General features: G+C 74.8%; 23 protein-coding genes. 15 read left to right on the plus strand and 8 right to left on the minus strand.

Features of this window, described 5'->3' with window-relative positions; all coding sequences use genetic code 11:
* Positions 1-121: 121 nt before the first annotated feature.
* From PU704_RS03400 to PU704_RS03415, 4 genes are read left to right on the plus strand one after another with little or no spacing between them, the layout of a single operon-like run.
* The gene (locus tag PU704_RS03400) at positions 122-997 is read left to right on the plus strand and encodes a potassium channel family protein (protein ID WP_277550134.1); all 876 of its coding nucleotides are present in this window, start codon (positions 122-124) and stop codon (positions 995-997) included.
* A gap of 45 nt (positions 998-1,042) precedes the next feature.
* On the plus strand, positions 1,043-1,963 hold the full coding sequence (locus tag PU704_RS03405) for an NADP-dependent oxidoreductase (protein ID WP_277550135.1): 921 nt from the start codon (positions 1,043-1,045) through the stop codon (positions 1,961-1,963).
* Positions 1,964-2,013: 50 nt separating this feature from the next.
* The gene (locus PU704_RS03410) at positions 2,014-3,777 is read left to right on the plus strand and encodes a dynamin family protein (protein WP_277550136.1); all 1,764 of its coding nucleotides are present in this window, start codon (positions 2,014-2,016) and stop codon (positions 3,775-3,777) included.
* On the plus strand, positions 3,774-5,462 hold the full coding sequence (locus tag PU704_RS03415) for a GTPase (protein WP_277550137.1): 1,689 nt from the start codon (positions 3,774-3,776) through the stop codon (positions 5,460-5,462). Before PU704_RS03410 ends, PU704_RS03415 begins: the two co-directional genes overlap by 4 nt.
* Positions 5,463-5,581: 119 nt before the next feature.
* On the opposite strand, the gene PU704_RS03420 is transcribed toward PU704_RS03415, so the two are convergent.
* From PU704_RS03420 to PU704_RS03430, 3 genes are all read right to left on the minus strand, one after another.
* Positions 5,582-6,433, minus strand: a complete 852-nt coding sequence (locus PU704_RS03420; protein WP_277550138.1) for a hypothetical protein — start codon at positions 6,431-6,433, stop codon at positions 5,582-5,584.
* Positions 6,417-8,267: an NAD(P)/FAD-dependent oxidoreductase gene (locus PU704_RS03425; protein WP_277550139.1), complete on the minus strand. Its 1,851-nt coding sequence runs from the start codon at positions 8,265-8,267 to the stop codon at positions 6,417-6,419. Before PU704_RS03425 ends, PU704_RS03420 begins: the two co-directional genes overlap by 17 nt.
* 241 nt (positions 8,268-8,508) lie before the next feature.
* Entirely contained in the window at positions 8,509-9,321 is an 813-nt protein-coding gene (locus PU704_RS03430; RefSeq protein WP_255396145.1) for an IclR family transcriptional regulator, read from the minus strand.
* Between the two features lie 143 nt (positions 9,322-9,464).
* Between PU704_RS03430 and leuC the strand changes: the two genes are divergently transcribed.
* From leuC to PU704_RS03460, 6 genes are all read left to right on the plus strand, one after another.
* Positions 9,465-10,967, plus strand: a complete 1,503-nt coding sequence (gene leuC, locus PU704_RS03435) for a 3-isopropylmalate dehydratase large subunit (protein WP_277550140.1) — start codon at positions 9,465-9,467, stop codon at positions 10,965-10,967.
* 32 nt (positions 10,968-10,999) lie between these two features.
* Positions 11,000-11,599, plus strand: coding sequence for a 3-isopropylmalate dehydratase small subunit (gene leuD / locus PU704_RS03440; RefSeq protein WP_075871527.1), 600 nt, complete (start codon positions 11,000-11,002; stop codon positions 11,597-11,599).
* Between the two features lie 169 nt (positions 11,600-11,768).
* A complete protein-coding gene (murA, locus tag PU704_RS03445; protein WP_277550141.1) occupies positions 11,769-13,085 on the plus strand; it encodes a UDP-N-acetylglucosamine 1-carboxyvinyltransferase in 1,317 nt (438 codons plus the stop codon).
* Between the two features lie 13 nt (positions 13,086-13,098).
* Positions 13,099-13,848, plus strand: coding sequence for a lysophospholipid acyltransferase family protein (locus PU704_RS03450; RefSeq protein WP_277550142.1), 750 nt, complete (start codon positions 13,099-13,101; stop codon positions 13,846-13,848).
* A 50-nt stretch (positions 13,849-13,898) separates the two neighbouring features.
* Positions 13,899-14,987 (plus strand): NAD(P)H-dependent glycerol-3-phosphate dehydrogenase, encoded by a 1,089-nt coding sequence (locus PU704_RS03455; RefSeq protein WP_277550221.1) that lies wholly within the window; start codon positions 13,899-13,901, stop codon positions 14,985-14,987.
* A complete protein-coding gene (locus PU704_RS03460; RefSeq protein WP_277550143.1) occupies positions 14,984-16,102 on the plus strand; it encodes a D-alanine--D-alanine ligase family protein in 1,119 nt (372 codons plus the stop codon). Before PU704_RS03455 ends, PU704_RS03460 begins: the two co-directional genes overlap by 4 nt.
* A 70-nt stretch (positions 16,103-16,172) precedes the next feature.
* On the opposite strand, the gene PU704_RS03465 is transcribed toward PU704_RS03460, so the two are convergent.
* Both PU704_RS03465 and PU704_RS03470 read right to left on the minus strand, forming a co-directional pair.
* Complete coding sequence (locus PU704_RS03465) at positions 16,173-16,781, minus strand: class F sortase (protein WP_277550144.1); 609 nt, start codon at positions 16,779-16,781, stop codon at positions 16,173-16,175.
* A 112-nt stretch (positions 16,782-16,893) separates the two neighbouring features.
* The gene (locus PU704_RS03470) at positions 16,894-17,565 is read right to left on the minus strand and encodes a hypothetical protein (RefSeq protein ID WP_277550145.1); all 672 of its coding nucleotides are present in this window, start codon (positions 17,563-17,565) and stop codon (positions 16,894-16,896) included.
* A 487-nt stretch (positions 17,566-18,052) separates the two neighbouring features.
* Between PU704_RS03470 and PU704_RS03475 the strand changes: the two genes are divergently transcribed.
* Together PU704_RS03475 and PU704_RS03480 are read left to right on the plus strand one after the other, a co-directional pair.
* Positions 18,053-18,241, plus strand: a complete 189-nt coding sequence (locus PU704_RS03475; protein ID WP_277550146.1) for a hypothetical protein — start codon at positions 18,053-18,055, stop codon at positions 18,239-18,241.
* On the plus strand, positions 18,238-19,518 hold the full coding sequence (locus PU704_RS03480; protein ID WP_277550147.1) for an ABC transporter permease: 1,281 nt from the start codon (positions 18,238-18,240) through the stop codon (positions 19,516-19,518). Before PU704_RS03475 ends, PU704_RS03480 begins: the two co-directional genes overlap by 4 nt.
* 24 nt (positions 19,519-19,542) lie before the next feature.
* On the opposite strand, the gene PU704_RS03485 is transcribed toward PU704_RS03480, so the two are convergent.
* The 3 genes from PU704_RS03485 to PU704_RS03495 all read right to left on the minus strand — a co-directional run bounded on the left by PU704_RS03485 (position 19,543) and on the right by PU704_RS03495 (position 21,158).
* Positions 19,543-19,848, minus strand: coding sequence for a DUF4193 domain-containing protein (locus PU704_RS03485; protein WP_047801835.1), 306 nt, complete (start codon positions 19,846-19,848; stop codon positions 19,543-19,545).
* A gap of 180 nt (positions 19,849-20,028) precedes the next feature.
* The gene (locus PU704_RS03490; protein ID WP_277550148.1) at positions 20,029-20,445 is read right to left on the minus strand and encodes a CBS domain-containing protein; all 417 of its coding nucleotides are present in this window, start codon (positions 20,443-20,445) and stop codon (positions 20,029-20,031) included.
* Positions 20,446-20,654: 209 nt separating this feature from the next.
* Entirely contained in the window at positions 20,655-21,158 is a 504-nt protein-coding gene (locus tag PU704_RS03495) for a DUF3515 domain-containing protein (RefSeq protein ID WP_277550150.1), read from the minus strand.
* A gap of 64 nt (positions 21,159-21,222) precedes the next feature.
* Here PU704_RS03495 and thiL point away from each other — a divergent pair, with 64 nt between their 5' ends.
* From thiL to PU704_RS03510, 3 genes are read left to right on the plus strand one after another with little or no spacing between them, the layout of a single operon-like run.
* Complete coding sequence (gene thiL / locus PU704_RS03500) at positions 21,223-22,308, plus strand: thiamine-phosphate kinase (RefSeq protein ID WP_277550151.1); 1,086 nt, start codon at positions 21,223-21,225, stop codon at positions 22,306-22,308.
* A 22-nt stretch (positions 22,309-22,330) separates the two neighbouring features.
* Complete coding sequence (locus PU704_RS03505) at positions 22,331-23,257, plus strand: DAK2 domain-containing protein (protein ID WP_277550152.1); 927 nt, start codon at positions 22,331-22,333, stop codon at positions 23,255-23,257.
* A gap of 12 nt (positions 23,258-23,269) precedes the next feature.
* Positions 23,270-25,567 carry an ATP-dependent DNA helicase RecG gene (locus PU704_RS03510; protein ID WP_277550153.1) on the plus strand — a complete coding sequence of 766 codons (2,298 nt, stop codon included), beginning with the start codon at positions 23,270-23,272 and terminating at the stop codon, positions 25,565-25,567.
* The last annotated feature ends 9 nt before the right edge of the window (positions 25,568-25,576 follow it).

Genomic DNA, 25,576 nt, shown 5'->3' on the forward strand with positions numbered 1-25,576 from the left:
AAGGCCGGGCAAGGCCGGGCAGGGCCGGGCAGGGCCGGGCCGGGCGGGGACCCGCCCTCGCGGGCGGCGCCGGGTAGGGTCGGCGGGGAAGGATCCGCGCGAACAGGAACGGAGCGACGACGTGGGCGTGCTGCAGACGGTGCTGGGGATCACGATCGTCCTGGTCGGCCTCTGGGACATGTACCACAGCCTGCTGCACCCCAGTGGAACGGGCGCGATCGGCGGCCGGGTCCAGACGGTCGTCTGGCGGATCTCCCGGCGCACCGGGCACCGCTTCGGCTCGGCCGTGGGCCCGGGGTCGATGATCACGGTGGTCCTCCTCTGGGTGCTGATGCAGGGGGTCGGGTGGGCGCTGGTCTACCTGCCGCACGTCCCCCAGGGGTTCACGTACTCGCCCGGGGTGAACCCGGTCGACTACCCCGATGCCCTCGACGCGCTCTACATCTCCCTGGTGACGCTGGCGACGCTGGGGTTCGGCGACGTCGTGGCCACCGACCCCTGGGTCCGGCTCGCCACCCCGCTGGAGGCGCTGACCGGGTTCGCGCTGCTCACCGCGGCCCTGACGTGGTTCACGCAGATCTATCCGCCGCTGTCCCGCCGCCGTTCCCTGGCCCTGGAGCTCAAGGCCCTGTCCGACGTCGGCTACGCCGACGGGATCGCCCGGGAGGACCCCGTGACGGTGGCCCGGGTGCTGGACGGCCTCGCCGCGGAGGTGGCCAAGGCGCGGATCGACTTCACCCAGCACGGGGAGACCTACTACTTCCAGGAGGAGGACCCGGACCTCTCCCTGGCCCGGCAGCTGTCCTATGCGCTCGAGCTGCGCGACCGCGCCGCCGCGTCCCCCTCGCCGGAGGTGCGCACGAGCGCCCGCCGCCTCGGCCTGGCCCTCGAGCAGCTGGGGCAGAAGCTGCGGGAGGAGTTCGTCAGCACGGGGACGACCCCCGAGGAGGTCTTCGCCGCCTACGCCACGGACCACCGGCGGGAACCGGGCCGCTGACCGGGCGCCGGGAATAGGCCCCCGCGGCCCCCGGTTGCCCGGAGCATGAAGGCATTGACGTACGCCCGCTACGGCGGCCCCGAAGTCCTCGAGCTCACCGACCTCCCCGAGCCCAAGGTGCCCCCGGGCTGGGTGCTCGTGCGGGTGCGCAGCGCCGCGGTCAACCCCGTCGACTGGCAGATCATGGCCGGCAATCTCGACCCGCTCCTGGAGGTGCAGTTCCCGGTGGTGCCCGGCTGGGACGTGTCCGGGGTCGTGGAGTCGGCCGGCATCGACGTGCCCGAGTGGGAGCCCGGGGACGAGGTGATCTCCTACGCGCGCACGGACTGGGTGCACGGCGGCACGATGGCCGAGTACGTCGCCCTGCCGTCCCGGCTGCTCGCGCCGAAGCCCGCCTCGGTGGACTGGGACCGGGCGGCGTCGCTCCCGCTGGCCGGCCTGACGGCCTACCAGGTCCTGGGCCGCCTGGAGGTCGCCGCGGACCAGACCGTGCTGGTGCACAACGCCTCCGGCGGCGTGGGCGGCTATGCCGTGCAGCTCGCGGTGGCCCGGGGAGCCCGGGTCATCGGCACCGCCTCGGAGACCAACCACGACTACCTGCGAGGCCTGGGCGCAGAGCCGGTGGTCTACGGGGACGGGCTGCCCGAGCGGGTCCGGGAGCTGGCGCCGGAGGGCGTGGACGTCGTGGTCGACCTCGTCGGCGGGGTCGTCGAGCAGACGCTCGCGGTCCTGAAGGACGGCGGACGGCACGCCTCCGTGGCCGACGACGCCGTGGAGGCCCACGGCGGGACGTGGATGTGGGTGCGGCCCTCCGCCGAGGACCTCACGGAGCTGAGCCGGCTCGTGGACCGGGGCGCGCTGCGCATCGAGCTCGCCCGCAGCGTGCCCCTCGCCGAGGCCGCCGAGGCCTACCGGCTCAGCCAGGAGGGCCACGTCCGCGGCAAGATCGCCGTGCGCATGGGCTGAGCCGGGGAGGCCCCGTAGGTGGACAGCAGGCTGACTGGCACAATGAGCGGGTGACCGATCAGACAGAGACCCTCAGGGCCCTCGAGCACGCGCGGGACCTGCTCGCGGCCTCGAGCCTGCCGCTGTCCACCACGAACGTGCTGCGCGAGCGGGAGGACATCGACCGCGCCGTGGACCAGCTGGACGACTACGTCCTGCCGCGGGTGCGCTCCCTCGACGCACCGCTGCTCGCGGTGGTCGGCGGGTCCACGGGCGCGGGGAAGTCCACCCTCGTCAACGCGGTGGTGGGTCATCCCGTGACGCGTGCGGGGGCGATCCGCCCGACCACCCGCCAACCCATCCTGGTCCACCACCCCCGCGACGCCGAGGCGTTCTCCACCCAGCGGGTGCTCCCGCACCTGAGCCGGATCCACGCCCGGAAGGTCACCCCGCCGGGCACCACCGCCGCGGACACCGCGTCCCCGTCCGCGCTGCCCGGCACCGCGGACGGACAGGCACTCGTGCTGCTGGCCGAGCCCCGCATCCCCGAGGGCGTCGCCCTGCTCGACGCCCCCGACGTCGACTCGATCTCCGACGAGAACCGCCGCCTCGCCGGCCAGCTGCTGGCCGCCGCCGATCTCTGGCTGTTCGTCACCACCGCCAACCGCTACGCGGACGCCGTCCCGTGGCGGCTCCTGGTGGAGGCCGCCGGGCGGGACATCACCGTGGCCGTGGTCCTCGACCGCGTCCCGCTCGGGCTCGAGGCCGAGATCGAGGAGGACCTCCGGCGGATGCTCGCCGACCGGGGGCTCGGCGACGCCCCGGTCTTCACGGTCCCGGAGTTCCCGCTCAACGAGACCGGCATGCTCCCTCCCCACGTCGTCGCCCCCGTCGTGGACTTCCTCGCCGAGCTCGGCCGGGACGCGGCCACGCGCTCGGAGATCGCCCGGCGCACCCTCGGCGGGGCGGTGCGCTCCATCGCCGAGCGCACCGACGCCGCCGGGAACGCCGTGCTCTCCCAGCAGCGGGCCGGGGCGCAGCTGCGCCACGACGTGGACCGCGCCTTCGACGAGGCGCTGGCCTCCGTGATCGACTCGACCCGGGACGGCACCCTGCTCCGCGGCGAGGTCCTCGCCCGCTGGCAGGACTTCGTGGGCACCGGGGAGTTCTTCCGCAACCTGGAGGCGGGCATCGGCCGGGTCCGCGACCGGCTCACAGCCTTCTTCAGCGGCAAGCCGGCCCCGGAGGTCCAGGTCGAGGAGGCCATCGAGACCGGTCTGCAGACCGTCATCGTCGAGGAGGCCGCGCGCGCCTCCGAGACCGCCGAGCGCAGGTGGCAGGACGAGCCCGCCGGCCGCGTGCTGCTCGGCGGCTCCGACCTGGGTTCCCTGCCCCCCGACTTCCGGCAGCGCACGGCCGAGCAGGTCCGGGCCTGGCAGGGCGACCTCATGGAGCTGATCCAGCGGGAGGGCGCCGACAAGCGGACGAAGGCGCGGGCCATGTCGCTCGGGGTCAACGCGCTGACCGTGATCCTGATGATCGGGGTGTTCTCGATGACGGGCGGGCTCACCGGCCTGGAGGTCGGCATCGCCGGCGGCTCCGGGGTGGTCGGCACCAAGCTGCTCGAGGCCGTGTTCGGCGAGGACGCCGTGCGGCGGATGGCCGAGGACGCCCGCCGGAACCTCGAGTCGCGCATCTCCGCGCTCCTGGACGAGCAGGCGTCCGTGTTCCTGCGCCGCCTCGACGTCCTGGACGGACACCCCGGGGCGGACGAGCTGGAGGCCGCCGCCGAGCGGATCCGCGCCGCCGCCCGCACCCTGGGGGAGACCCCGTGAGCCCGGCCCGCCGGCCGGTCCCGACCCTCTCCGAGCGGCTGCCCGCGCTGGCCCGCGCCGCGGACCTCGCCGACGGACGGCTCGACGAGGAGGCCGTCGCGGCGGCGCGCACCGTCCTGGCGCGCGCCGCCGAGCGCCGCTCGCTGTCCGCCGACCACACCGTGGTGGGCTTCTTCGGTGCCACCGGATCCGGGAAGTCGACGCTGTTCAACGCCGTGGTGGGCCGGGAGATCGCCCGTGCCGCCGCCCGCCGCCCCACCACCTCGGAGCCGCTGGCCGCGGTGTGGGGGGAACCGGGCAGCCAGGCCCTGCTGGACTGGCTGGACGTCTCCGAGCGGCACCACGTGGACACCCCGCTGCCCGCAGGCGCGGAGGACGCCGGGCGGTGGACGCGCGTGAGGGAACGGCTCACCGGGGGATCCGCTCCGGAGGGCACCGGCGGGCTCATCCTGCTGGACCTCCCGGACTTCGACTCGGTGAGCCTGCACCACCGCACGGTCGTGCAGCGGCTGGTCGGGATGGTCGACGTGGTGGTGTGGGTCGTGGACCCGCAGAAGTACGCGGACGCGATCATCCACCAGGAGTTCATCGCCCCGCTGGCCCGCCACGGAGCCGTGACCATGGTCGTCATGAACCAGGTGGACCGCCTGCCCGCCGCCGAGGTCCCCGCCGTGATGGCCTCGCTCGCGGAGCTCGTGGCCCAGGACGGGCTGCCCACCACCGGGCTCTCGAAGCCCGTGGCCGTCTCCGCCGTGACGGGGGAGGGCGTCGAGGCCCTGCGCTCCCGGATCCGCCAGGTCGCGGACACGAAGGCCGCCGCCGGGGCCCGGCTCGACGCCGACGTCACCGACGCCGCCGAGCGGCTCGCGCTGGCCTCCGGCGAGGGGGAGCCCGCCGGGATCACACCGGAGTCGGAGGAGCGGCTCACCGACGGCCTCGCCCAGGCCGCCAACGTCCCGGGCATCGCGCGGGCGGCCGGGAAGTCCTACGCCCTGCACGCCGCCGGGCACACCGGGTGGATCGCCACCCGGTGGCTGCTGAAGTTCCGCAAGGACCCCATGCGCCGGCTCAACCTGGACCGGGGGGACTCGGTGAACCCCGAGGTCAACCGGACCTCGCTGCCGCCGATGGGCGCCGCCCAGCGGGCGGCCGCCGACTCCGCCGTGCGCGGTTTCGCCCACGACGCCGCGGCCGGGGCCGCCGAGCCGTGGACCCGGTCGGTGCGCCAGGCCGCCCGCACCCACGAGGACCGGCTGCCCGACGCCATCGACCAGGCCATCGCCGGCACCGACTTCCGGGCCCGGAGAGGGGTCTGGTGGTGGTTCCTCTTCGACGTGCTGCAGTGGCTCGCGATGCTCGCCGTGGTGGCCGGCCTCGTGTGGCTGCTGGGGCTGTTCCTCCTGGAGTACTTCCAGATCCCCGTGCCCCCGCCCCCCACCGTCGAGGGCTTCCCGCTGCCGGTGCCCACTCTGCTCGTGCTCGCCGGGGTCGTGACCGGGCTGTTCCTGGCGCTGACCGGGCGCATCCTCGCCGGCTTCGGCGCCCGGCTGCGCGAGCGCACGGTCCGGCGGAAGCTGCGGGCCTCGGTGGCCGGGGCGGGCCGGCGCACCGTCGTCGATCCGGTGCGGGCGGAGCTGCAGGCCCACACGGCCTTCCGTGAGGCCCTCGCCGCGCTGCGCGGCTGATTCCGGCAGCACGCCCCGAGGGGTCCGCACCGTCCGCGGGGTCGGTCCCCGCCGATTGACCCCGTGGCCGGGCGCGGCGGACCGGGGACCCCGGAGCGCTGCCCGCCCCGGGGCGGCCCTCAGCCGCGAGCGGGCGCCGGGCGCAGGGCGAGGATCCATCCGCCTGCGGCGCCGATCGCGAGCAGGACGGCGACGAAGCCGATCGCGGGCGCGCCGGCCCACGTGAGGGCGTCGCCGTACCGCAGCAGGGCGATCGCCTGCAGGAGGGCGAACGCCAGGGCGCCCACCCCGAGAGGGCGGACGGTCAGGGCGTCGCCGCGGCGCAGGGCGTAGGCCGCGGCCCAGCCGAGCCCGACCAGCCACGCCCCGACCGCTCTCGCCGTGAGCGGGGTCAGCGGCCACGGCCACAGCGCCGCCGCCGCCGCGGGCAGCACCAGGAGCACGACGCCCACGCCCAGCAGCACGGCGGCGACGGCGGCCAGGAGCACCCGCAGCCCGCGCGGCAGCGGGGCGCCGGCCCCCGCGGGACGGGCGGCAGGTGCCCGGGAGCGGAGCTGGAGCCGGCCGATGACGAGCATGGCCACGGGCACGGCGGCGTAGATCGCCAGCCACGCCCAGGAGGCGAAGCGGGCCAGGGGCGGGTGCTCCGACGACAGGTGGAAGCGGTCCAGGTGGAGCAGGGTCACTCCCAGGGTCAGCGTCGTGAAGACGAACACGGGCCAGACGGCCAGCCTGGCCCGGTCCCAGCCGGCGGAGCGTGCCCCCGCCGCCTCGAGGAGCGCGCTGGACCAGTACGCCGCGCCGAGGAACACGGCGGTCATCGCCGGCTCGATCGTCCAGGCGAACCAGTCGGCCGTGCGCAGCGGGAAGACGAACAGCACCAGCCCGGCGAGGAACACGAGAAAGGCGGCGACGCAGAGCAGCCGACGCATCGCCGGGATCAGCGGCGCGGTCTTAGTCGCGGAGCGCATCGCCGACCGGGTCCTCGGGGCCGGCCGCCGGGGCCGGGCGCGGGGTCTGGGGAGACGCCGGGGGAGCGGCCGGGGCGTTCGGCGGGTGCCCGGACAGGTAGCCGTGCAGGAGCGAGACCACGGTGGCGCCGTCCCCGACGGCGGTCGCCACGCGCTTGACCGAGCCGGCCCGGACGTCCCCGATCGCGAAGACGCCCGGAAGACTGGTCTCCAGGGGCAGCGGCGCCCTGGCCGGTGCGCCGTCCCCGGGACCTTCGAGATCTCCCGTGCCGCCCGTGCGCAGGAACCCGGCGCGGTCGCGCTGCACCGAGCCGGGCAGCCACGACGTCCGCGGCACGGAGCCGATCAGCACGAACAGCGCGGACGCCGCGATCTCCTCCGGACCCTCCACTGGGGCATCCTCCGGGGCCGTCGCCGCGCCCACCTCCGCGCCCGTCTCCGCACGGACGGCGCCGGGACCGCCGGTGGGCGTGACCACGACGGCGGTGAGGCACCCGTCCTGCTCGCGGGCGCCCACCACCGAGGTCCCGTAGCGGACCGTCACGTTGCGGGTCGCCTCGAGCTGGGTGATGAGATAACTGGACATGCTGGCCGCGAGCGAGGGACCCCGGACCAGCAGCGTCACGTGCTCCGCGTACTTCGCCACGTGCAGGGCCGCCTGCCCCGCCGAGTTGCCGCCCCCCACCACGCAGGCGCGCTGCCCGGCCAGCGACGGCGCCTCGGAGACGGCGGCCCCGTAGAAGACGCCCCGGCCCACCAGGGCCTCGAGCTGCGGCACGCCGAGGCGCCGGTAGTCCACGCCGGTGGCCACCACCACCGTGCGCCCGCGCACCACGCCGCCGTCGGACGTGGTCACCGTGCGCACGGCACCGTCGGCCTCGAGGCTCTTGACCCGCCGCATGAACAGGAAGTCCGTGCCGAAGACCCAGGCCTGCTGGAAGGAGCGGAAGGCCAGGTGGGCGCCGCTCACCCCGCGGGAGAAGCCCGGGTAGTTGCGGATCAGCGAACTGGTGCCGGCCTGGCCGCCCACGGCCTGCTGCTCCACGACCATGGTGGAGAGGCCCTCGGAGGAGGCGTAGACCGCCGCGGCGAGACCGGCGGGACCGGCGCCGACGACGACGACGTCGAAGACCTTGTCCGTCGGCGGCGGCCGGTTCAGCCCGAACGCCTCCACGATCTCCGGGTCGCTGGGATCCTCCAGGACCGTCGGCGGCGAGGTGAACTGCAGCACCAGGACCGGCAGGGCCGGGTCGTGCAGGCCCAGGCTCTCCAGCATCCGCTGCGCGGCCGGGGACCCGACCGGGTGGAAGCCCACCGGGATGTGGTTGCGCACCAGGGTGTCGCGCAGCGAGTGGGCCCGTTCGTCGCGCTGGTCCCCGATCATCCGGACCGCCTCGAACCCGCCGCCCTGGGCCAGGTGCCAGTCGTCGAGGGCGTCGGTGATCGCGCCGTGGAACTCCTCGTCGCGCGGGCGCTCGGGGCGCAGGACGAGCAGGTCGGCGTGGCCCTGGGCGATGGCCCGGAACACGGTGGGGCCGCTGGCGAAGTCGCCCCACGTCACCGCCACGGCCCGCTTGGCGGCGGGGTGCTCGGCGTAGGCGCGCCGCAGGAGGTCCAGCCCGTCGCGGTCCGCCGGGCCGTAGCACCCCACGATGAGGGCCACCGCGCGGCCCCAGCGCCGCAGGCCTCGGAGGATCGCCCGGGCATGGGCGTGGTCGGCGCAGACCACGACCTCGTAGTCGGCGCCGTAGCGCCGGCGCAGCTGGTCTCCCAGGATGCCCCGGGAGACCGGGTCGCTGGTCGCGAGCAGCAGGACCGGGACCGGGTCGTCCATGGCCGCCACCTCCTGGTGGGTCCCCTGGCCGGATGGCGCTCAGGCTACTCCCGCCGGCACCGGCGGGCAAGGGAACCGACGCCGGACCGGTCCGGCCGGCCGCAGGGCGCCCGGGAGGGCTCCGGGGCGGGGACGGAGCGCCTGCTCCCGCGGGTGCGGGCACCACCCGACGGCACCGATGGTGCTCCTGCGCTTTGCAGGGCGCAGCACTCGGGCCGGTCCGCTGCGGCGTCCGGCGGATCTAGTGCGCGGCGGCCCGCACCGCCTCGGTGAGCTGGCGGGCGGCCTGCACCACGACCTCCGCGTGCAGGCGTCCGGGCTGGCGGGTGAGGCGCTCGATCGGCCCGGAGATCGACACCGCCGCGATCACGCGGCCGGAGGGCCCGCGTACGGGCGCGGACACGGAGGCGATGCCGGGCTCGCGCTCGCCCAGCGACTGGGCCCAGCCCCGGCGGCGCACCCCGGCGAGCACCGTGGCGGAGAACCGTGCGTGGCGCAGGCCCTCGAGCAGCCGGTCGTGGTCCTCCCACGCGACGAGCACCTGCGCGGCCGACCCGGCCTTCATCGACAGCTGCGTGCCCACGGGGATCGTGTCCCGCAGACCGATCGGCCGCTCCGCCGAGGCCACGCACACGCGCCAGTCGCCCTGCCGGCGGAAGATCTGCGCGGACTCCCCGGTCGCGTCCCGCAGGTTGACGAGCACGGGGCCGGCGGCGGCGATCAGCCGGTCCTCGCCGGCGGCGGAGGCCAGCTCCACGAGCCGGGACCCGAGCACGAAGCGGCCCTGCATGTCCCGGCCCACGAACCGGTGGTGGGCCAGGGCCACGGCGAGCCGGTGCACGGTGGGCCGCGCCAGACCGGTGGCGCTCACCAGCTGGGCCAGGGTCGCCGGTCCCGCCTCGAGGGCGTCGAGGATCATGGACGCCTTGTCCACGACGCCCACGCCGCTGGGGGCGGCGGCCGAGCTGAGCAGCAGGGCCTCGCCCGTGCCCTGCCCGCCCAGCGGGCTGCCCAGGGGCGCGCCGGACGGGTCCAGATGTCCAGATGTGTCCATGCTCTGATACTGCCGTCTCAAAATGTGAGAAGCAAGCCGGAAAGCTGGCCACTCCGCGAGCCCGCCCGCGACCATGGAGGCACGACCCCGCACAGGCAGCCACACACAGGCGGCCACGCACAGGCAGCACGGAAGGATCCGCCATGCCGGACTACCAGTCCTCCACCCCCTCCACGACTTCCGCTCCGGCCTCCGGGCGCGCGGGCGGGCGCACCCTGGCCGAGAAGGTCTGGGCGGACCACCTCGTGCGCCAGGGCGAGGACGGCCGGCCGGACCTGCTCTACATCGACCTGCACCTGCTGCACGAGGTGACCTCCCCGCAGGCCTTCGAGGGGCTGCGGCTGGCCGGCCGGCCGCTGCGCCGCCCGGACCTGACGATCGCCACCGAGGACCACAACACGCCCACGCAGGACATCTTCTCCCGCATCGCCGACGACACCTCCCGCAAGCAGATCGAGACGCTGCGCGCCAACTGCGCCGAGTTCGGCGTGCGGCTGCACCCGCTCGGTGACGCCGAGCAGGGGATCGTGCACGTGGTGGGGCCCCAGCTGGGGCTCACCCAGCCCGGGATGACCGTGGTCTGCGGCGACTCCCACACCTCCACCCACGGCGCGTTCGGCGCACTGGCCTTCGGCATCGGCACCTCCGAGGTCGAGCACGTCATGGCGACCCAGACCCTGCCCCTGGCGCCGTTCCGGACGATGGCGATCACGGTCGAGGGCACCCTGCGCCCCGGGGTCTCGGCCAAGGACATCATCCTGGCCGTCATCGCCAGGATCGGGACCGGCGGCGGGCAGGGCTACGTCCTGGAGTACCGCGGCTCCGCGATCCGCTCCCTGTCCATGGAGGCGCGGATGACGATCTGCAACATGTCCATCGAGGCCGGGGCGCGGGCCGGCATGATCGCCCCGGACGAGACGACCTTCGACTACGTCCAGGGCCGCCCGCACGCCCCCGAGGGCGCCGACTGGGACGCCGCCGTGGAGTACTGGCGGACCCTGCGCACCGACGAGGACGCCGTCTTCGACGCCGAGGTGTTCCTCGACGCGGACGAGCTCGAGCCCTTCGTCACCTGGGGCACCAACCCCGGGCAGGGCGTCCCGCTCTCGGCGGCCGTGCCCGACCCCGAGGACGTCGGGGACGAGAACGACAAGGCCAACGCGCGCCGGGCCCTGGAGTACATGGGCCTGACCGCCGGCACGCCCATGAAGGAGATCCCGGTGGACACCGTGTTCCTGGGCTCCTGCACGAACTCCCGGATCGAGGACCTGCGGGCCGCCGCGGAGATCGTCAAGGGCCGGACCAAGGCCGGGAACGTGCGGATGATGGTGGTGCCCGGCTCCGCGAAGGTGCGGCTGCAGGCCGAGGCCGAGGGCCTGGACCAGGTGTTCAAGCAGTTCGGGGCGGACTGGCGCTTCGCCGGCTGCTCGATGTGCCTGGGCATGAACCCGGACCAGCTGGCCCCGGGCGAGCGGTGCGCCTCGACGTCGAACCGCAACTTCGAGGGCCGTCAGGGCAAGGGCGGGCGCACCCACCTCGTCTCACCCGTCGTGGCCGCGGCCACCGCGGTGCGCGGCACCCTCTCCTCCCCGTCCGACCTCGAGCCCGCCGCCGCCCCGACCGACCTCGCGTCGGCCGGCGCGTGAGCCCCCGACCCGCAGCCCAGGAAGGCCCTCCCATGGAGAAGTTCAGCACGCACCGGGGCGTCGGCGTCCCGCTGAAGCAGTCCAACGTGGACACCGACCAGATCATCCCTGCCGTCTATCTCAAGCGCATCACCAAGACCGGCTTCGAGGACGCCCTGTTCGCCGCCTGGCGCAAGAACGAGGACTTCGTGCTCAACCGGGAGCCCTACCGGCACGGCTCCGTGCTGGTGGCCGGCCCGGACTTCGGCACCGGCTCCTCGCGCGAGCACGCCGTGTGGGCGCTGCGCGACTACGGCTTCCGGGTGGTGATCTCCTCGCGCTTCGCCGACATCTTCCGCGGCAACTCCGGCAAGCAGGGACTGCTCGCCGCCCAGGTCGACCAGTCCGACGTCGAGCTGCTGTGGAAGCTGATCGAGGAGCACCCCGGCACCCCGGTCGAGGTCGACCTCGAGGCGCGCACCGTGAGCTGCGACACCGTGACCGTTCCCTTCGTCATCGACGACTACACCCGCTGGCGGCTCATGGAGGGCCTGGACGACATCGGACTGACCCTCCAGGACGAGGACGCCATCACCGCCTACGAGGCCCGCCGGCCCGCGTTCAAGCCCACCACGCTGCCCGCCCGCACCTGAGCCGGCGCCCCCTGTCCGGCCCGGCGGAGCCCTCCACGGCCCCGCCGGGCCGCGCGCTGTCCCGGACACGCACGACCCCCGCCTGTGCGAGGCGGCTCTCCGGGGAACCTACACTGTACGGGTGTCGCTCCCGCTCGGGAGTGGCCCGGCAACAGCAGATCGGAAGTTCATGAGCAGCGCACTGCACATCACGGGCGGAGTTCCCCTGTCCGGCCAGGTCACCGTGCGAGGTGCCAAGAATCTCGTCCCCAAGGCCATGGTGGCCGCCCTCCTGGGGTCCACGCCGTCCGTCCTGGCGAACGTGCCGGAGATCAAGGACGTCCAGGTCGTCACCAACCTGCTGTCCCTGCACGGGGTCGAGGTGGGGCGCGAGGACGGCCGGCTCTCTCTCGACCCGTCCAACGTGACCACGGCCCGGCACGCGGACATCGACGCGCACGCGGGGGACTCCCGCATCCCGATCCTGCTGTGCGGTCCCCTCCTGCACGCGATCGGCGAGGCGTTCATCCCCGACCTCGGCGGGTGCAAGATCGGCGACCGGCCCATCAACTACCACCTCGACGTGCTGCGCCACTTCGGGGCCCGGGTCGAGAAGCTCGAGTCGGGGATCCGGATGAGCGCCCCGCACGGGCTGCACGGCGCCAAGGTCGAGCTGCCCTACCCCTCGGTCGGCGCCACCGAGCAGGTGCTGCTCACCGCCACCCGCGCCGACGGCCACACCGAGCTGCGCGGCGCGGCGACCGAGCCCGAGATCATGGACCTGATCGCGATCCTGCAGAAGATGGGCGCCATCATCACGGTGCAGACGGACCGGGTGATCCGGATCGAGGGCGTCCCCGAGCTCACCGGCTACCGTCACCGGGCCATGCCCGACCGGATCGAGGCCGCCTCCTGGGGCTCGGCCGCACTCGCCACCGGCGGCGACATCTTCGTGGCCGGGGCCCGGCAGGCCGACATGATGACCTTCCTCAACACCTTCCGGAAGATCGGCGGCGGCCTCGACATCACCGAGGACGGCATCCGCTTCTACCACCCCGGCGGGGACCTCAACCCGCTCATCGTGGAGACCGACGTCCACCCCGGCTTCATGACCGACTGGCAGCAGCCGCTCGTGGTCGCCCTCACCCAGGCCAAGGGGGTGTCCATCGTGCACGAGACCGTCTACGAGAACCGTTTCGGCTTCACCGGCGCCCTGAACCGGATGGGGGCCACGATCCAGCTGCACCGCGAGTGCCTGGGGTCCGTCCCGTGCCGGTTCGGGCAGCGCAACTTCGTCCACTCGGCCGTGATCTCCGGGCCCACCCCGCTGCGGGCCGCCCAGATCAACATCCCCGACCTGCGCGGAGGCTTCTCCCACCTGATCGCGGCGATGGCCGCCGACGGGGTCTCCCACGTGACGGGCGTCGAACTCATCAAGCGCGGCTACGAGCACTTCACCGACAAGCTGACGGGGCTCGGGGCGTCGTTCGAGCTCGACGGCGAGTGAGCCGGGCCCGTCGATGAGCCGCACCTCGAACCGCCGCCTGTTCCGAGTGCTGGCGGGGGTCGTCAAGCCGGCCTACCGGCTGGTGGCGCGGCTGCGCTGGACCGGGGCGGAGCACCTGCCCGCCGAGGGCGGGTTCATCGTGGTGCCCAACCACCTCACCGAGCTCGACCCGCTGACGGTGGCGATCACGCTCTACGACAACGGCATCATGCCCCGGTTCCTCGCCAAGGAGTCGTTGTTCCGCGCCCCCGTGGTCGGCGCGGTGCTGCGGGCCACCGGGCAGGTCCCCGTCCTGCGCGGCACCCCCGACGCCGCGGCCGCGCTCACCGCCGCCCGCGCGGAGCTGGCCTCCGGCGGGGCGGTCGTGATCTATCCCGAGGGCACCCTCACCCGCGACCCCGCCCAGTGGCCGATGACCGGGCACACGGGCGCCGCCCGGCTCGCCCTGGCCACCGGCGTCCCGGTGATCCCGCTGGCGCACTGGGGCGACCAGGAGGTCCTCGGCCGAGCACCGTCCACCGGCCGGCAGACCGTCAGCCTGGTCCCGCGCAAGCCCGTGCGCGTGCGGATCGGCCCGCCCGTCGACCTCACCCCGTGGCGCGACGACGTCCCGGACCTGACGCACCCGGTGGGGCGCCACGCCGCCCGGCTGGAGGACGCCACCGACGCGATCATGCGGGCCGTGACCGGCGAGCTCGCGGCGCTGCGCGGGGTCGACGCCCCGCCAGCCCTCTGGGACCGCCGCCGAGGAGGCCGCCTGTGACCTCGCCCTCCGGCCCCGCCCGGCACCTGCCCGTCCCGCTCCCGCCCGTCCTGTCCGGCACCGCCGAGGGCCCCCGCAAGATCGCCGTGCTGGGCGCCGGATCCTGGGGCACCACCTTCGCCAAGGTCCTGGCCGACAGCGCCCGGGCCGCCGCGCACGCCCGGCACGAGCCGCCGGCCCGCACCGTCGTGCTCTGGGGGCGCGACGCGGAGGCCATGGGCCACGTGGCCCGCACTCACGTCAACGACCGCTACGTGCCCGGCATCCGGTTGCCCGGACTCCTGCAGGCCACCGGCGACCTCGCCGCCGCCCTGCACGGGGCCGACCTCGTGGTCCTCGCGGTGCCCGCCCAGGCGCTGCGCGCGCAGCTGGCCGCCGCGGCCCCGCACCTCGACCCGGAGGCGGTGCTGCTCTCCCTGGCGAAGGGGCTCGAGCGGGACACCGGGCTGCGGATGAGCGAGGTGGTCGCCGAGGAGCTCGGCCGGGACACGGACCGGGACGCCGAGCACTGGCGGGAGCGCACCTGCGTGCTCTCCGGGCCGAACCTGGCCATGGAGATCGCCGAGGAGCAGCCCACCGCCTCCGTCGTCGCGGCCTCCACCACGGAGCTGGCCACCTGGGTGGCGCACGCCTGCCGGACCCGCTACTTCCGCCCGTACACGAACACCGACGTGGTGGGCACCGAGATCGGCGGGGTGGTCAAGAACGTCATCGCCCTGTCCGTGGGCATCGCAGACGGTCGCCACTTCGGGGAGAACTCGAAGGCCTCCATCATCACCCGCGGGCTGGCCGAGACAACCCGCCTCGCCCTCGCCCTCGGCGGCCGGCTCGAGACGCTCTCCGGCCTGGCCGGGATGGGCGACCTCGTGGCGACCTGCTCGTCGCCGCTGTCCCGCAACCGCACGGCGGGCCGGCTCCTGGGGCTCGGCGCGAGCCTCGCCGAGGTGCAGGAGGAGATGACCCAGACGGCCGAGGGGATCAAGTCCGCACCTGCCGTGCTGGCCCTGGCCCGCCGGCACGGCGTCGACATGCCCATCACCGAGGCCGTCGTGTCCATCCTGCGCGAGGACCTCACCGTCGACGACCTGGCCCCGCTGCTGCTGGGCCGCGGGATCAAATCCGAAGGGACCACTCCATGACCCCCCGCCCCTGCGTCGCCGTGCTCTTCGGCGGACGCTCCAGCGAGCACTCCATCTCCCTCATCACGGCCCGCGGCGTGCTGCGGGCCATCGACCGGGAGAAGTGGGACGTGGTGACGGTCGGCATCTCCACCTCCGGCGAGTGGTTCCTCTGCCCCCAGGAGGAGCTGGAACGGCTGCTGGACGAGAACCCCATCGCCGAGCTGCCGGTGGGGGAGGACCTCGTGAGCCTGCCCCTGAAGGTCGGGGAGAACGAGCTGATCGTCCGGCAGGCCGGCTCCTGCGGGGAGACCGTGACCCGCGACCGCCACATCGACGTGGTCCTGCCCCTGCTGCACGGGCCCTTCGGAGAGGACGGCACCCTGCAGGGGCTCCTCGAGCTCGCGGACCTGCGCTACGTCGGCTGCGGGGTGACCGCCTCCGCGGTGGGCATGGACAAGCACTTCATGAAACTGGCCTTCGAGGCGGCCGGGATGGAGGTGGGCCCCTACACCGTGGTCACCGACCGCCAGTGGGCGCTCGACCCGGCCGGCGTGCGCGAGCGGGTCGCCGCGCTGGGCTTCCCCGTGTTCGTGAAGCCGGCCCGGGCGGGTTCCTCCTTCGGGATCACCAAGGTGGACCGGCCCGAGGAGCTGGACGCGGCGATCGAGACCGCCCGCGAGCACGACCGCAAGCTCGTGGTCGAGGCCGGCATCGTGGGCCGGGAGATCGAGTGCGCCGTGCTCCAGGGCCGCGGCACGGACCCGGCCCGCACCTCGATGCCCGGGGAGATCGAGATCGTCGACGAGCACGCCTTCTACGACTTCGAGGCCAAGTACGTCTCCCAGGCGTCCGCGAGGCTCAGCTGCCCCGCGGACCTGCCGCAGGAGGCGACCGACGCCATCCGCGCCGGAGCCGTGACCGCCTTCGAGGCGCTCGACGGCGAGGGCCTGTGCCGTGCCGACTTCTTCTACACCCCGGACGGCCGGGTCGTCATCAACGAGGTCAACACCATGCCCGGCTTCACCCCGATCTCCATGTACCCGCGGATGTGGGCGGAGTCCGGGCTCGCCTACGCGCGGCTGATCGACGAGCTGCTCGGCCTGGCCATGGAGCGCCCGGTCGGCCTGCGCTGACTCCCCGCGAGTGCCGGCTTCCCGGCGAGCACCGGCTCCCCGGCGACCACCGGCTCCCCCGCGGCCGGGCCTAGGCCTCCGGGGCGGGGGAGGCGGTGACCACGACGTTCTTGCCGACCGCGTCGCTCGTGTAGCAGCTGATCAGCACGATGCGGTGGGGCACTACCCGCCAGATCTCGCTGTCCTTGAGCGTGTCCTTCTCGTAGGTCGTGACGGAGTCGACCACGTAGTCGAGCGTCCCGTCGACCGTCTCCACCTCGAGCCGTTTCCCGACCAGGGCCGGATCGCTGAGCTTGTTGAACGGCAGGTCGATCCGGTCGTAGCTGTGCCCGGCGATGTAGGTGGTGTTCTCCGAGCCCGCGCCGGGCATCCCGTAGGGGGTGAGCCAGTAGCCGCTGTAGGTCTGCGGGGGCACCAGGGAGGCCTCCGCGAGCTGGTCCCCCGTGGGGTTGTAGGGCAGGACGTCCGCCTCGAAGCCGACGGCGTCGATGCCCAGGCGCAGCGGCGACGCCGCGCGCGGGGTGTGGCCGAAGAGCTCCTGGGCGAGGAACCACTGGTTCATCAGCGCCACCCAGAGCACGGCGGCGCAGATCGTCACCACGGCCGCCCACCGCGCCCGCGGGTCCGTGCGGGACGTCGTGCCCGGGCGCGGCGGCGCCGGCAGGGTGTTGGTGCCCATGCTGTCCTGTTCTCCGTGGTCCCGGCCGCGGCGGCCGGGACCGGTCGTCCCTGTGCGTGGTCCCGGCCGCCGCACCGGCGCCGCGGCGAGCGGCGCCGGTGCCGCGGACGGCTCAGCCGCGCGTGCGCCCGAGCCGCCGGGCCCGGAGCGCCAGCGCGCCGGGCAGGGCCACCGCCGCCGCGAGCAGCGCGGTGAGCACCCCGGCCCCGGCCGGCTGCTCCAGGGGTGCCGCGGTGAGGAAGGTGTCCACGTTCAGACCGGTGTTCTCAGCCCCGCTGGGAGCGGCGACCTCGGCCGCGGCCGGCGCCTCCTGGACGGTGGCCGGGACGTCCGCGGGCGCGGGGTCCGCGGCCGGCGGCGCGACCGGGGCGACCACCTGCGCCGCGGCTGCGCCCGGGTCCGCCTCCGGGGCCGCCGGGACCTCCTGGACGGTGGCCGGGACGTCCGCGGGCGCGGGGTCCGCGGCCGGCGGCGCGACGGGAGCGGCCTCCTGCGCCGCGGGTGCGGCCGGGACCACCTCCGGCGCGGCCTGCGCCACCTGGGCGGCCGCGGGGGCCTCCAGGGGCGCGGGATCGACGGGTGCGGGATCGACCGGTGCGGGAGCCACGGCCGGGAGCTCGGCCGGAGCGGCCTGCTGCGCCGCGGGTTCGGTCAGGCCCGGCGGGGCGTCTGCGGCCGGTGCGTCCACCGGTGCGGCGACGGCGGACGGCGCGCCCAGCAGCAGGCTCCCCACCAGCACGGTCGTCGACGAGCCGGCGACCACCAGCTTTCTCGTAGCAGTCATGTCGATGTGTCTCCTGATAGTCCGTAGTCGGCCCGGGCCCACCCCAGGACCGCCAGCGCGCAGCACGAGCCCCTGACGATGTCGGCTCCGCACCCCCGTGCGGACACGACGGGACGCGTCGTGCTGCTCCTCGTTCGGCCCGGACGGGACGACCGCCCGTTCGACGGAGCCGGAACCCCCGACCGAAGAACTGCTGTGCTTCAACTATGTACTCCTGCACATCGTTAGCAAGGGCGAACGGCTACGTGACGGTATGAGGCGACGGGTCGCGGCCGGGCCGCAGGGCCCGCCGCGCGGGCGCCCGGGCGGGAGGGGCGCGGATCCCGGCCCTTCCGCCCGGCGCAACCCTGCACTAGTGGGGACACGTGTCCGGTACGCGCCACCGTTCGCGAACGCACATGATGGACTCGGCGGGGTGCGGCTCGGGCACTCCGCCGGCCGCGCTCCGGAGGGCGGCCCGGTCCGTCCGAGGGGGGAGAGGCAGCCGATGAGCTCAGTGGTGCCCGGGGCAGGAGACCCGGTGCCGGCGCACGGCAGGACCGCGGTGCTCGGCCACGGCCCGGCGTGGGCGGCCGGGCGCGCCCGTCGGCCCGCCCGGCGCAGGGGCCCCGTGCTGGAGCCGCCCGCCCCCGCCTCACCGGGCGGCGCGCTCGCCGGCGCCGGCGGCGTCCCGTGAGGTGGCCCGATCTGCTCGGCTCCGCGGCGGCCAACACGCGGCGCGCCAGGATCCGCACCGGCCTGACCGTGGTCGCGGTGTTCATCGGCGCCTGCGCCCTGACGCTGACCTCCGGGATGGGCACCGGCGTGAACCGCTACATCGACGACACCGTGGCCGCCTTCGGCGACGCCGACGCGCTCTACGTCCAGAAGTCCCAGCCCCTCGTCGAGCTCTCGGCCGGAGCCGGGCCGCGCGAGTACGACCCGGACACCACCCGGATCCGCACGGGCTTCGGCGTGTCCTTCGAGGGGCTCTCGCCGGAGGACGTCGAGTTCCTCGAGGACCTCGACGGTGTGGCGTCGGTCAAGCCGATGTACGCGGTCTCGCCCACCTACCTGGAGGCGGCGGACGGCAGCCGCTTCCAGCTCTCGCCGGGCATCCCGGTCGACGCCGTGGGCCTGCAGATGGTGGCCGGCGGTCCCCCGGCCGCGGACCGCGACGAGATCGCGGTCCCGGACAGCTGGGTGGCCGACCTCGGCTACGACTCCGCGGCGGAGGCCGTCGGGGGAGAGGTGGTCGTGGTCATGACCGACCTCGGGGAGCGGGACCGGGCGTTCCCGGCGCGGATCTCCGGGGTGACCCAGGCGAGCCTGGCGGGGACCTCGCTGAACCCGATCCCGTCCGACTCCTTCAACGAGCGGCTCTACGCGTACCAGGTGAGCGGCGGGCCGCAGCAGGTGCCCGAGAGCTTCGCGATGGCCACGGTCACCGTCGAGGACATGGGGCGGGCCGCCGAGATCCAGGCCCGGCTGGAGGAGCGGGAGATGCTGGGGCTGACGGTGGAGGACCAGCTCGGGATGTTCCGCACGGTCATCAACGCCATCGTGTGGATCCTCAACGCCTGTGCCGTGATCGCCCTGCTGGCCGCGGGCCTCGGCATCATCAACACGCTGCTGATGTCGGTGCAGGAGCGCACCCGGGAGATCGGGCTGATGAAGGCCATGGGGATGAGCGGGCGCACGGTCTTCGGGCTCTTCTCCCTGGAGGCCGTGCTGATCGGCCTCCTCGGTGCGGCCCTCGGCGCCGCCGCGGGCGTCGCCGGCGGCTCCGCCGTGAGCAGCGCGCTGGCCGAGGGCTATCTCTCCGGGCTGCCCGGCCTGTCCCTCTTCGCCTTCGAGGCGGGGAAGGTCGCGCTGATCGTGCTCGCCGTCATGGGGATCGCGTTCCTGGCCGGCACGATCCCGGCCGTGCGGGCCGCGCGGAAGGACCCGATCGCCTCCCTGCGCCACGAGTGAGCCGCAGCGGGCCCACCCGACGGGTCAGCTCTCGCACTCCAGGCAGTACTTCGCGCCGTCCTTCTCGCGGGCGAGCTGGCTGCGGTGGCGGACCAGGAAGCAGGACATGCAGGTGAACTCGTCCTCCTGCTCGGGCACCACCTGGATCAGCAGCTCCTCCTGGGACAGGTCCGCGCCGGGCAGGTCGATGCCCTCCGCCGTGTCCGCGTCGTCGACGTCGATGGCCGGGCTCTGGCTCGTGGCGCTGCGCTGGGCCTGGATCACCTCGAGGGACTCGTTGGCGGGTTCGTCCTCGGGCTTGACGCGGGGCTCGTCGTAATCGGTGGCCACGGGTGATCTCCTCCTGTGGATGGTGCGGTCGTTGAGGTGTCCACGCCACAACCCGGCGGGGAACGGACCTATTCCCGTTCCCCGCGGCCGGTGCCGGGGAAGGCACCGATGGTAGCCCGCCCGGGCGTCGCGGGCACAAACCGCCCGGCGCGGCCGTGCCGGGCGGTCCGTGCCCGGGGCTCAGTCGAAGGAGATCAGCTCGACGAGCTCCCCCACGCGGTCCTCGGGCAGGGACCGGGCGATGTCGGCCTGGCTGATCATGCCCACCAGGGCGTGCCCGTCGATCACCGGCAGGCGGCGCACCTGGTGCTCCTGCATGGTGTCGAGGGCCTCCTCCACGCTGTCGTCGGCGCCGATCGTCACCGGCTTCCCCTGGGCCAGCTGCCCGGCCTTCACCGCGCGGGGGTCGGTGCCGACCGCCAGGCACCGCACCACGATGTCTCGGTCGGTGAGCACGCCCTTGAGCCGGTCGTCCTCCCCGCAGATGGGCAGGGCGCCGACGTCGAGGTCCTTCATCCTGCGGGCGGCCTCCTCGAGGCTCTGGTTCTCCCCGATGCACTCCGCGCCGGGGGTCATGATCTCTCGTGCGGTCGTCATGGCTCGTCCTCCTGTGCTCTCGAGGTGCCGGGCGGGCACCGCTGCGGTCCGTGCGGACGGTCCCCGGCCGGGCCGGGCCACCCACGATAGTGAGCCCGGCCACGCGGAGGAACCGTCGCCGCGCCCCGCCCGTCACACTCCGCCGCGGGCCGCACCGTTCGCCGACGCCACCGTCCTGCGGCGGGCCCGCACCGATGGCAGGTGTGGGGTCACAACCCCTCGGCGGCGTCCTGCAGGTCGAGGCACTGGCGGTCGGCGGGGATCTGCTCGACCGCGGAGCCCAGCTCCACGAGCAGCGTGGAGGAGGCCACGGCAGTGCTGTCGAACACGACCTCCACCGCGGGGTCGCGGCCGTACGTGGTGGCGGTCCACGTCTGCCCGTCCTCGCCGTCCGCGCCGCCCTGACGGATCAGCCAGTCGACGTCGTTCACGGAGGAGCACGGGTCCGTGGTCGGGCCGGGGGGCGTCACCCCGCAGCGGACGACCACCGCCGTGGGCTCGCCGTAGGCGGTGGTGGCCTGGCTGGTGGTCTCCCGCTGCTCGTGCTCGCCGATGGTCTCCGGCATGGCGAGCATCGCCGGGGCGCACCCGGGGTCGGCGGCGTTCTCGGCGGGGTCCACGGTGACGGCCGGGGTGCAGCCCGTGAGGACCGCGGCCAGGGCGCCCGCGGCCAGCAGGGCGCGGGCAGGACGGGGCGGAGGGAGCAGGGGCATGCCACCAGCGTAATCCGTGGCCTGGGGCGTTCCCGCGTCCGGGCCCCTCGTTAGGATGAGCGCCATGAGCCGACCCCCAGCGGACACCCCTGCACGCCACGCGCCGCCCGCGGCGGAGCCGACGGTCGGGGAGCTCTCGGAGGCGGAGCTGCTGGCGCGCGTGCTCCCGCTGCTCACCCGGCCGGCCGCCCAGGTGCTGCTCGGTCCCGGGGACGACTGCGCCGTGGTCGCGGCCCCGGACGGCCGGTACGTGATCACCACGGACACCCAGGTCCAGGACCAGGACTTCCGCCTCGCCTGGCCCAGCGGCGTGCTCACCACCGGCTACGACACCGGCGTCAAGTGCGCCGCGCAGAACCTCGCCGACGTGGCCGCGATGGGCGCCGTCCCCTCGGCCCTCGTCGTCTCGCTCACCCTGCCCCCGGACACCCCCGTGTCCTGGCCCGAGGACTTCGCCCGCGGCCTCGCCGCCGGGTGCGCGGCCATGGGGGCGGAGCGCTGCGCCGTGGTCGGCGGGGACCTCGGGGCCGGACGGGAGCTGTCGGTCACGGCGACGGTGACCGGCGACCTCGAGGGCCGGGACCCGGTGCGCCGCGCCGGGGCCCGGGAGGGAGGCGTGCTCGCCCTGGCCGGCACGACCGGCCGCGCGGCCGCCGGGGTGGCCCTGCTGGAGGACCCCCGCTACCGGGCCGGGCGGGACGGGCTCCTGGACGAGCTCGCGGCGGCGCAGCTGCGCCCGTGCGCCCCCGTGCCGGCCGGCCCGGACGCCGCCCGCGCCGGCGCCACGGCCATGATCGACCTCTCGGACGGCCTGCTCCGGGACGCCGGGCGGGTCGCGGCCGCCAGCGGTGTCGTGGTGGACCTCGACGGCGCGGCCGTGGCCGCCCTCGCCGACCCCCTGGAACCGGCCGCCCGGCTGGTCGGGGCGGACCCCCGCGACTGGGTGCTCACCGGCGGGGAGGACCACGGCCTGCTGGCCGTCTTTCCCCAGGGCGCCCCCCTGCCCGGAGCCTTCCGTGCGATAGGCTCGTGTGCGCCCGCGCCCCCGGGGCACGACGGCACCCGCCCCCGGGTGCTGCTCGACGGACGAGCGCCGCACCTCGCCCTCGGGCACCCGGTCGGTGAAGGATGGGATCACTTTGAACCATAGGATCGGATCGAACACGGCCGTCATGCGGCGGTGGCTCGACCTGGCCCACCGCGATCTCGTGCGGCACAGTCCCGTGCTCAACGCCCTCAACGTCTTCCCGGTCGCCGACTCGGACACCGGGACCAACCTGGCGACCACCGTGCGCGCCGCGGCCGAGGCCGCCGGCGTGCTGGAGACCGGCGACGTGGGGGAGCTGCTCGCCCTGGCCGGCCAGGCCGCCCTGGAGGAGGCCCGCGGCAACTCCGGGACCCTCTTCTCCGTGTTCCTCACGGCGGTGGGCCAGTCCCTCGAGGGACAGACCCGGATGAGCGCCGAGTCCGTGCGCGTGGCCCTGCACGCGGGCCACGTGCGGGCCTGGAGCGTACTCTCCGACCCGGTGGCCGGCACCATGCTCTCGGTGCTGGAGGCGGCCGCGGCCGTCCCCGTCCCGCAGGACGTGGGCGACGGGTCGAACCAGCAGCTGAAGGACTTCCTGGCCCAGGTGGGCGAGGCCGCCCGCGCCGCCGTCCTGGCCACCCCCGAGCAGCTCGAGATCCTACGGGAGACCGGCACGGTCGACGCCGGGGCGCTGGGCATGCTCGTCGTCCTCGACGCGCTCGCCCGCACGGTGGGCGGGGACGACGCCGGGGACGAGGCCGGCCTCGACCAGCTGATCGACGACGCCGCCGCCCGGGCCGCGGGCGTCCACGCCGCCCCGCACACCGTGCACGACGGTGTGGAGGTGATGTGCACCGTGGAGCTGTCCCCGCTGGACGCAGCGGAGCTGCGGCACGAGCTCAGCGAGGTGGGCAACAGCGTGATCATGAGCGCGGTCTCCGAGGCCGGGGACGGCTACCGGTGGCGCGTGCACGTGCACGTGGAGCGCACCGAGGAGGCGCTCGCGGTGATCGGCGCCCGGGGCGAGGCCGTCAACCTCACGGTGACCTCCCTCTCGGAAGCGGACGGATGAGGCGCGCCTGAGATGGCCCGGTCCCACACCGGCGGGGCGTTCCCCGCCCCGGTCCCCGAGCTCGACCAGCCGCTCGCGCGCCTGCTGGGCCGCGCCACGGCCGACCAGCTGGCGAGGCAGCTCTCCGTGAGCACGATCGGGCAGCTGCTCGACCACTTCCCCCGCCGGTACATGCCCCGGGGGGAGCTCACCCCCTTCTCGGAGCTGCGCATCGACCAGCAGGTCACCATCGTGGCCGAGGTCGTCTCCGCCTCCACCCGCCAGATGCGCTCCCGCCGCGGGTCGATCACGGACGTGGTGATCACCGACCGCGTCTCCTCGGACCCCCGCCTCCTGTTCGAGGAGGCGGACCCCGCCTCCGGCCGCACGATGCGGCTGAGCTTCTTCAACGCCTGGACCGCGGCCAGGGACCTGCCCCCGGGCACGCACGCCCTGTTCTCCGGGAAGGTCGGCCTGTACAACGGCGCCGTCACCATGACCAACCCGCACTACGCCATCCTGGACCCGGACGCCCCCGAGGCCGGGGAGAGCGCGGAGGAACGGGCCGGACGCCCCATCCCCATCTACCCGGCCACCGCCAAGCTCACCACGGACAAGATCGCCCGCGCCGTGCACTCCCTGCTGCCGGTCGTGGACTTCGCGGCGGTCCCGGACCCGCTGCCGGAGGGCATCCGCGAGCGGGAGGGGCTGATGGGCCTCGAGGAGGCGTACTGGCAGGTGCACCGGCCCCGGGACACGCGGGCCCACGGCGAGGCCCGCCGCCGGTTCCGCTACCAGGAGGCCTTCCTGCTCCAGTGCGCGCTCGCCCGCCGCCGGGCCGAGATCGCGGCCCACCCGACCACCGCCCGCCCCGGCACCCCGGACGGGCTCCTGGCGAAGTTCGACGCCGCCCTGCCCTTCGAGCTCACCGCCGGGCAGCGCGCCGTGGGGGAGGAGCTCGCGGCGGAGCTCGCCGGGACCCACCCCATGAACCGGCTGCTGCAGGGCGACGTCGGCGCCGGGAAGACGCTCGTGGCGCTGCGCGCCATGCTCCAGGTCGTCGACTCGGGCGCCCAGGCCGCGCTGCTGGCGCCCACCGAGGTGCTCGCCGGGCAGCACCACGGCTCCGTGCTGCGCTCCCTCGGCCCCCTCGCCCAGGGCGGGGAACTGGGCGGGGACCCCGACGGCACGCAGGTCGTGCTGCTCACCGGGTCGATGGGTGCGGCCGCGCGCAAGCGGGCGCTGCTGCGGATCGCCTCCGGGGAGGCCGGGATCGTCATCGGCACCCACGCCCTGCTCTCCGAGGTCGTCCAGTTCGCCGACCTCGGGCTCGTCGTCGTGGACGAGCAGCACCGCTTCGGCGTGGAGCAGCGCGACCGGCTCCGGGACAAGGCCGGCCGCCCCCCGCACCTGCTCGTGATGACCGCGACCCCCATCCCGCGCACCGTGGCCATGACCGTCTTCGGCGACCTCGACGTCTCCGTGCTGGACCAGCTGCCGGCCGGGCGTCAGCCCATCGCGACCCACACGGTGGGGCTCGTGGAGCACCCCGCCTGGGAACAGCGCCTGTGGCGCCGCGCCCGCGAGGAGATCGACGCGGGCCGGCAGGTCTACGTGGTCGCGCCCAAGATCGGGGACGACGACGAGGCCCCGTCCACCGGCTCCCTGGCCGAGTCCGCCCGGGCGGCCGCCGCCGAGGACGAGGAGGCCGAGGCGCCGATGGCCTCCGTGGCCTGGCTGGCCGAGCTGATCGCCCGGCAGCCCGTCCTGGACGGCGTGCGCGCCGAGGTGCTCCACGGCCGGCTCGACCCCGTGCAGAAGGCCCGCCTCATGGAGGACTTCGCGTCCGGGGCGGTGCAGCTGCTGGTCTGCACCACCGTGGTCGAGGTGGGGGTGGACGTCCCCAACGCCACGCTGATGATCATCGTGGACGCCGACCGGTTCGGCATCTCCCAGCTGCACCAGCTGCGCGGCCGGATCGGGCGGGGCGGGCACGCCGGGACGTGCCTGCTGGTCACCCGGCGCCCCGCCGAGCACCCCTCGCGGGAGCGCATCGAGGTCGTGGCCGGCACCACGGACGGCTTCGCGCTCGCCCGGGCCGACCTGGAGCTGCGCCGCGAGGGGGACATCCTCGGCGCGGCGCAGTCGGGAGGGCGGTCGACCCTGCGCCTGCTGCGCGCGCTCGACGACGCCGAGCTGATCGAGCGCGCCCGCCGGGACGCCGTCACCCTCCTCGGCGAGGACCCCGGGCTCGACGAGCACCCCGAGCTCGCCGAGGCCATCGAACGCTACCTCGACCCGGACGCCGAGGCGTTCCTGGACCGGGGCTGAGCCCGGTGC

The organism is Kocuria oceani, from assembly GCF_029524215.1.
GTDB classification, from domain to species: Bacteria; Actinomycetota; Actinomycetes; order Actinomycetales; family Micrococcaceae; genus Kocuria; species Kocuria oceani.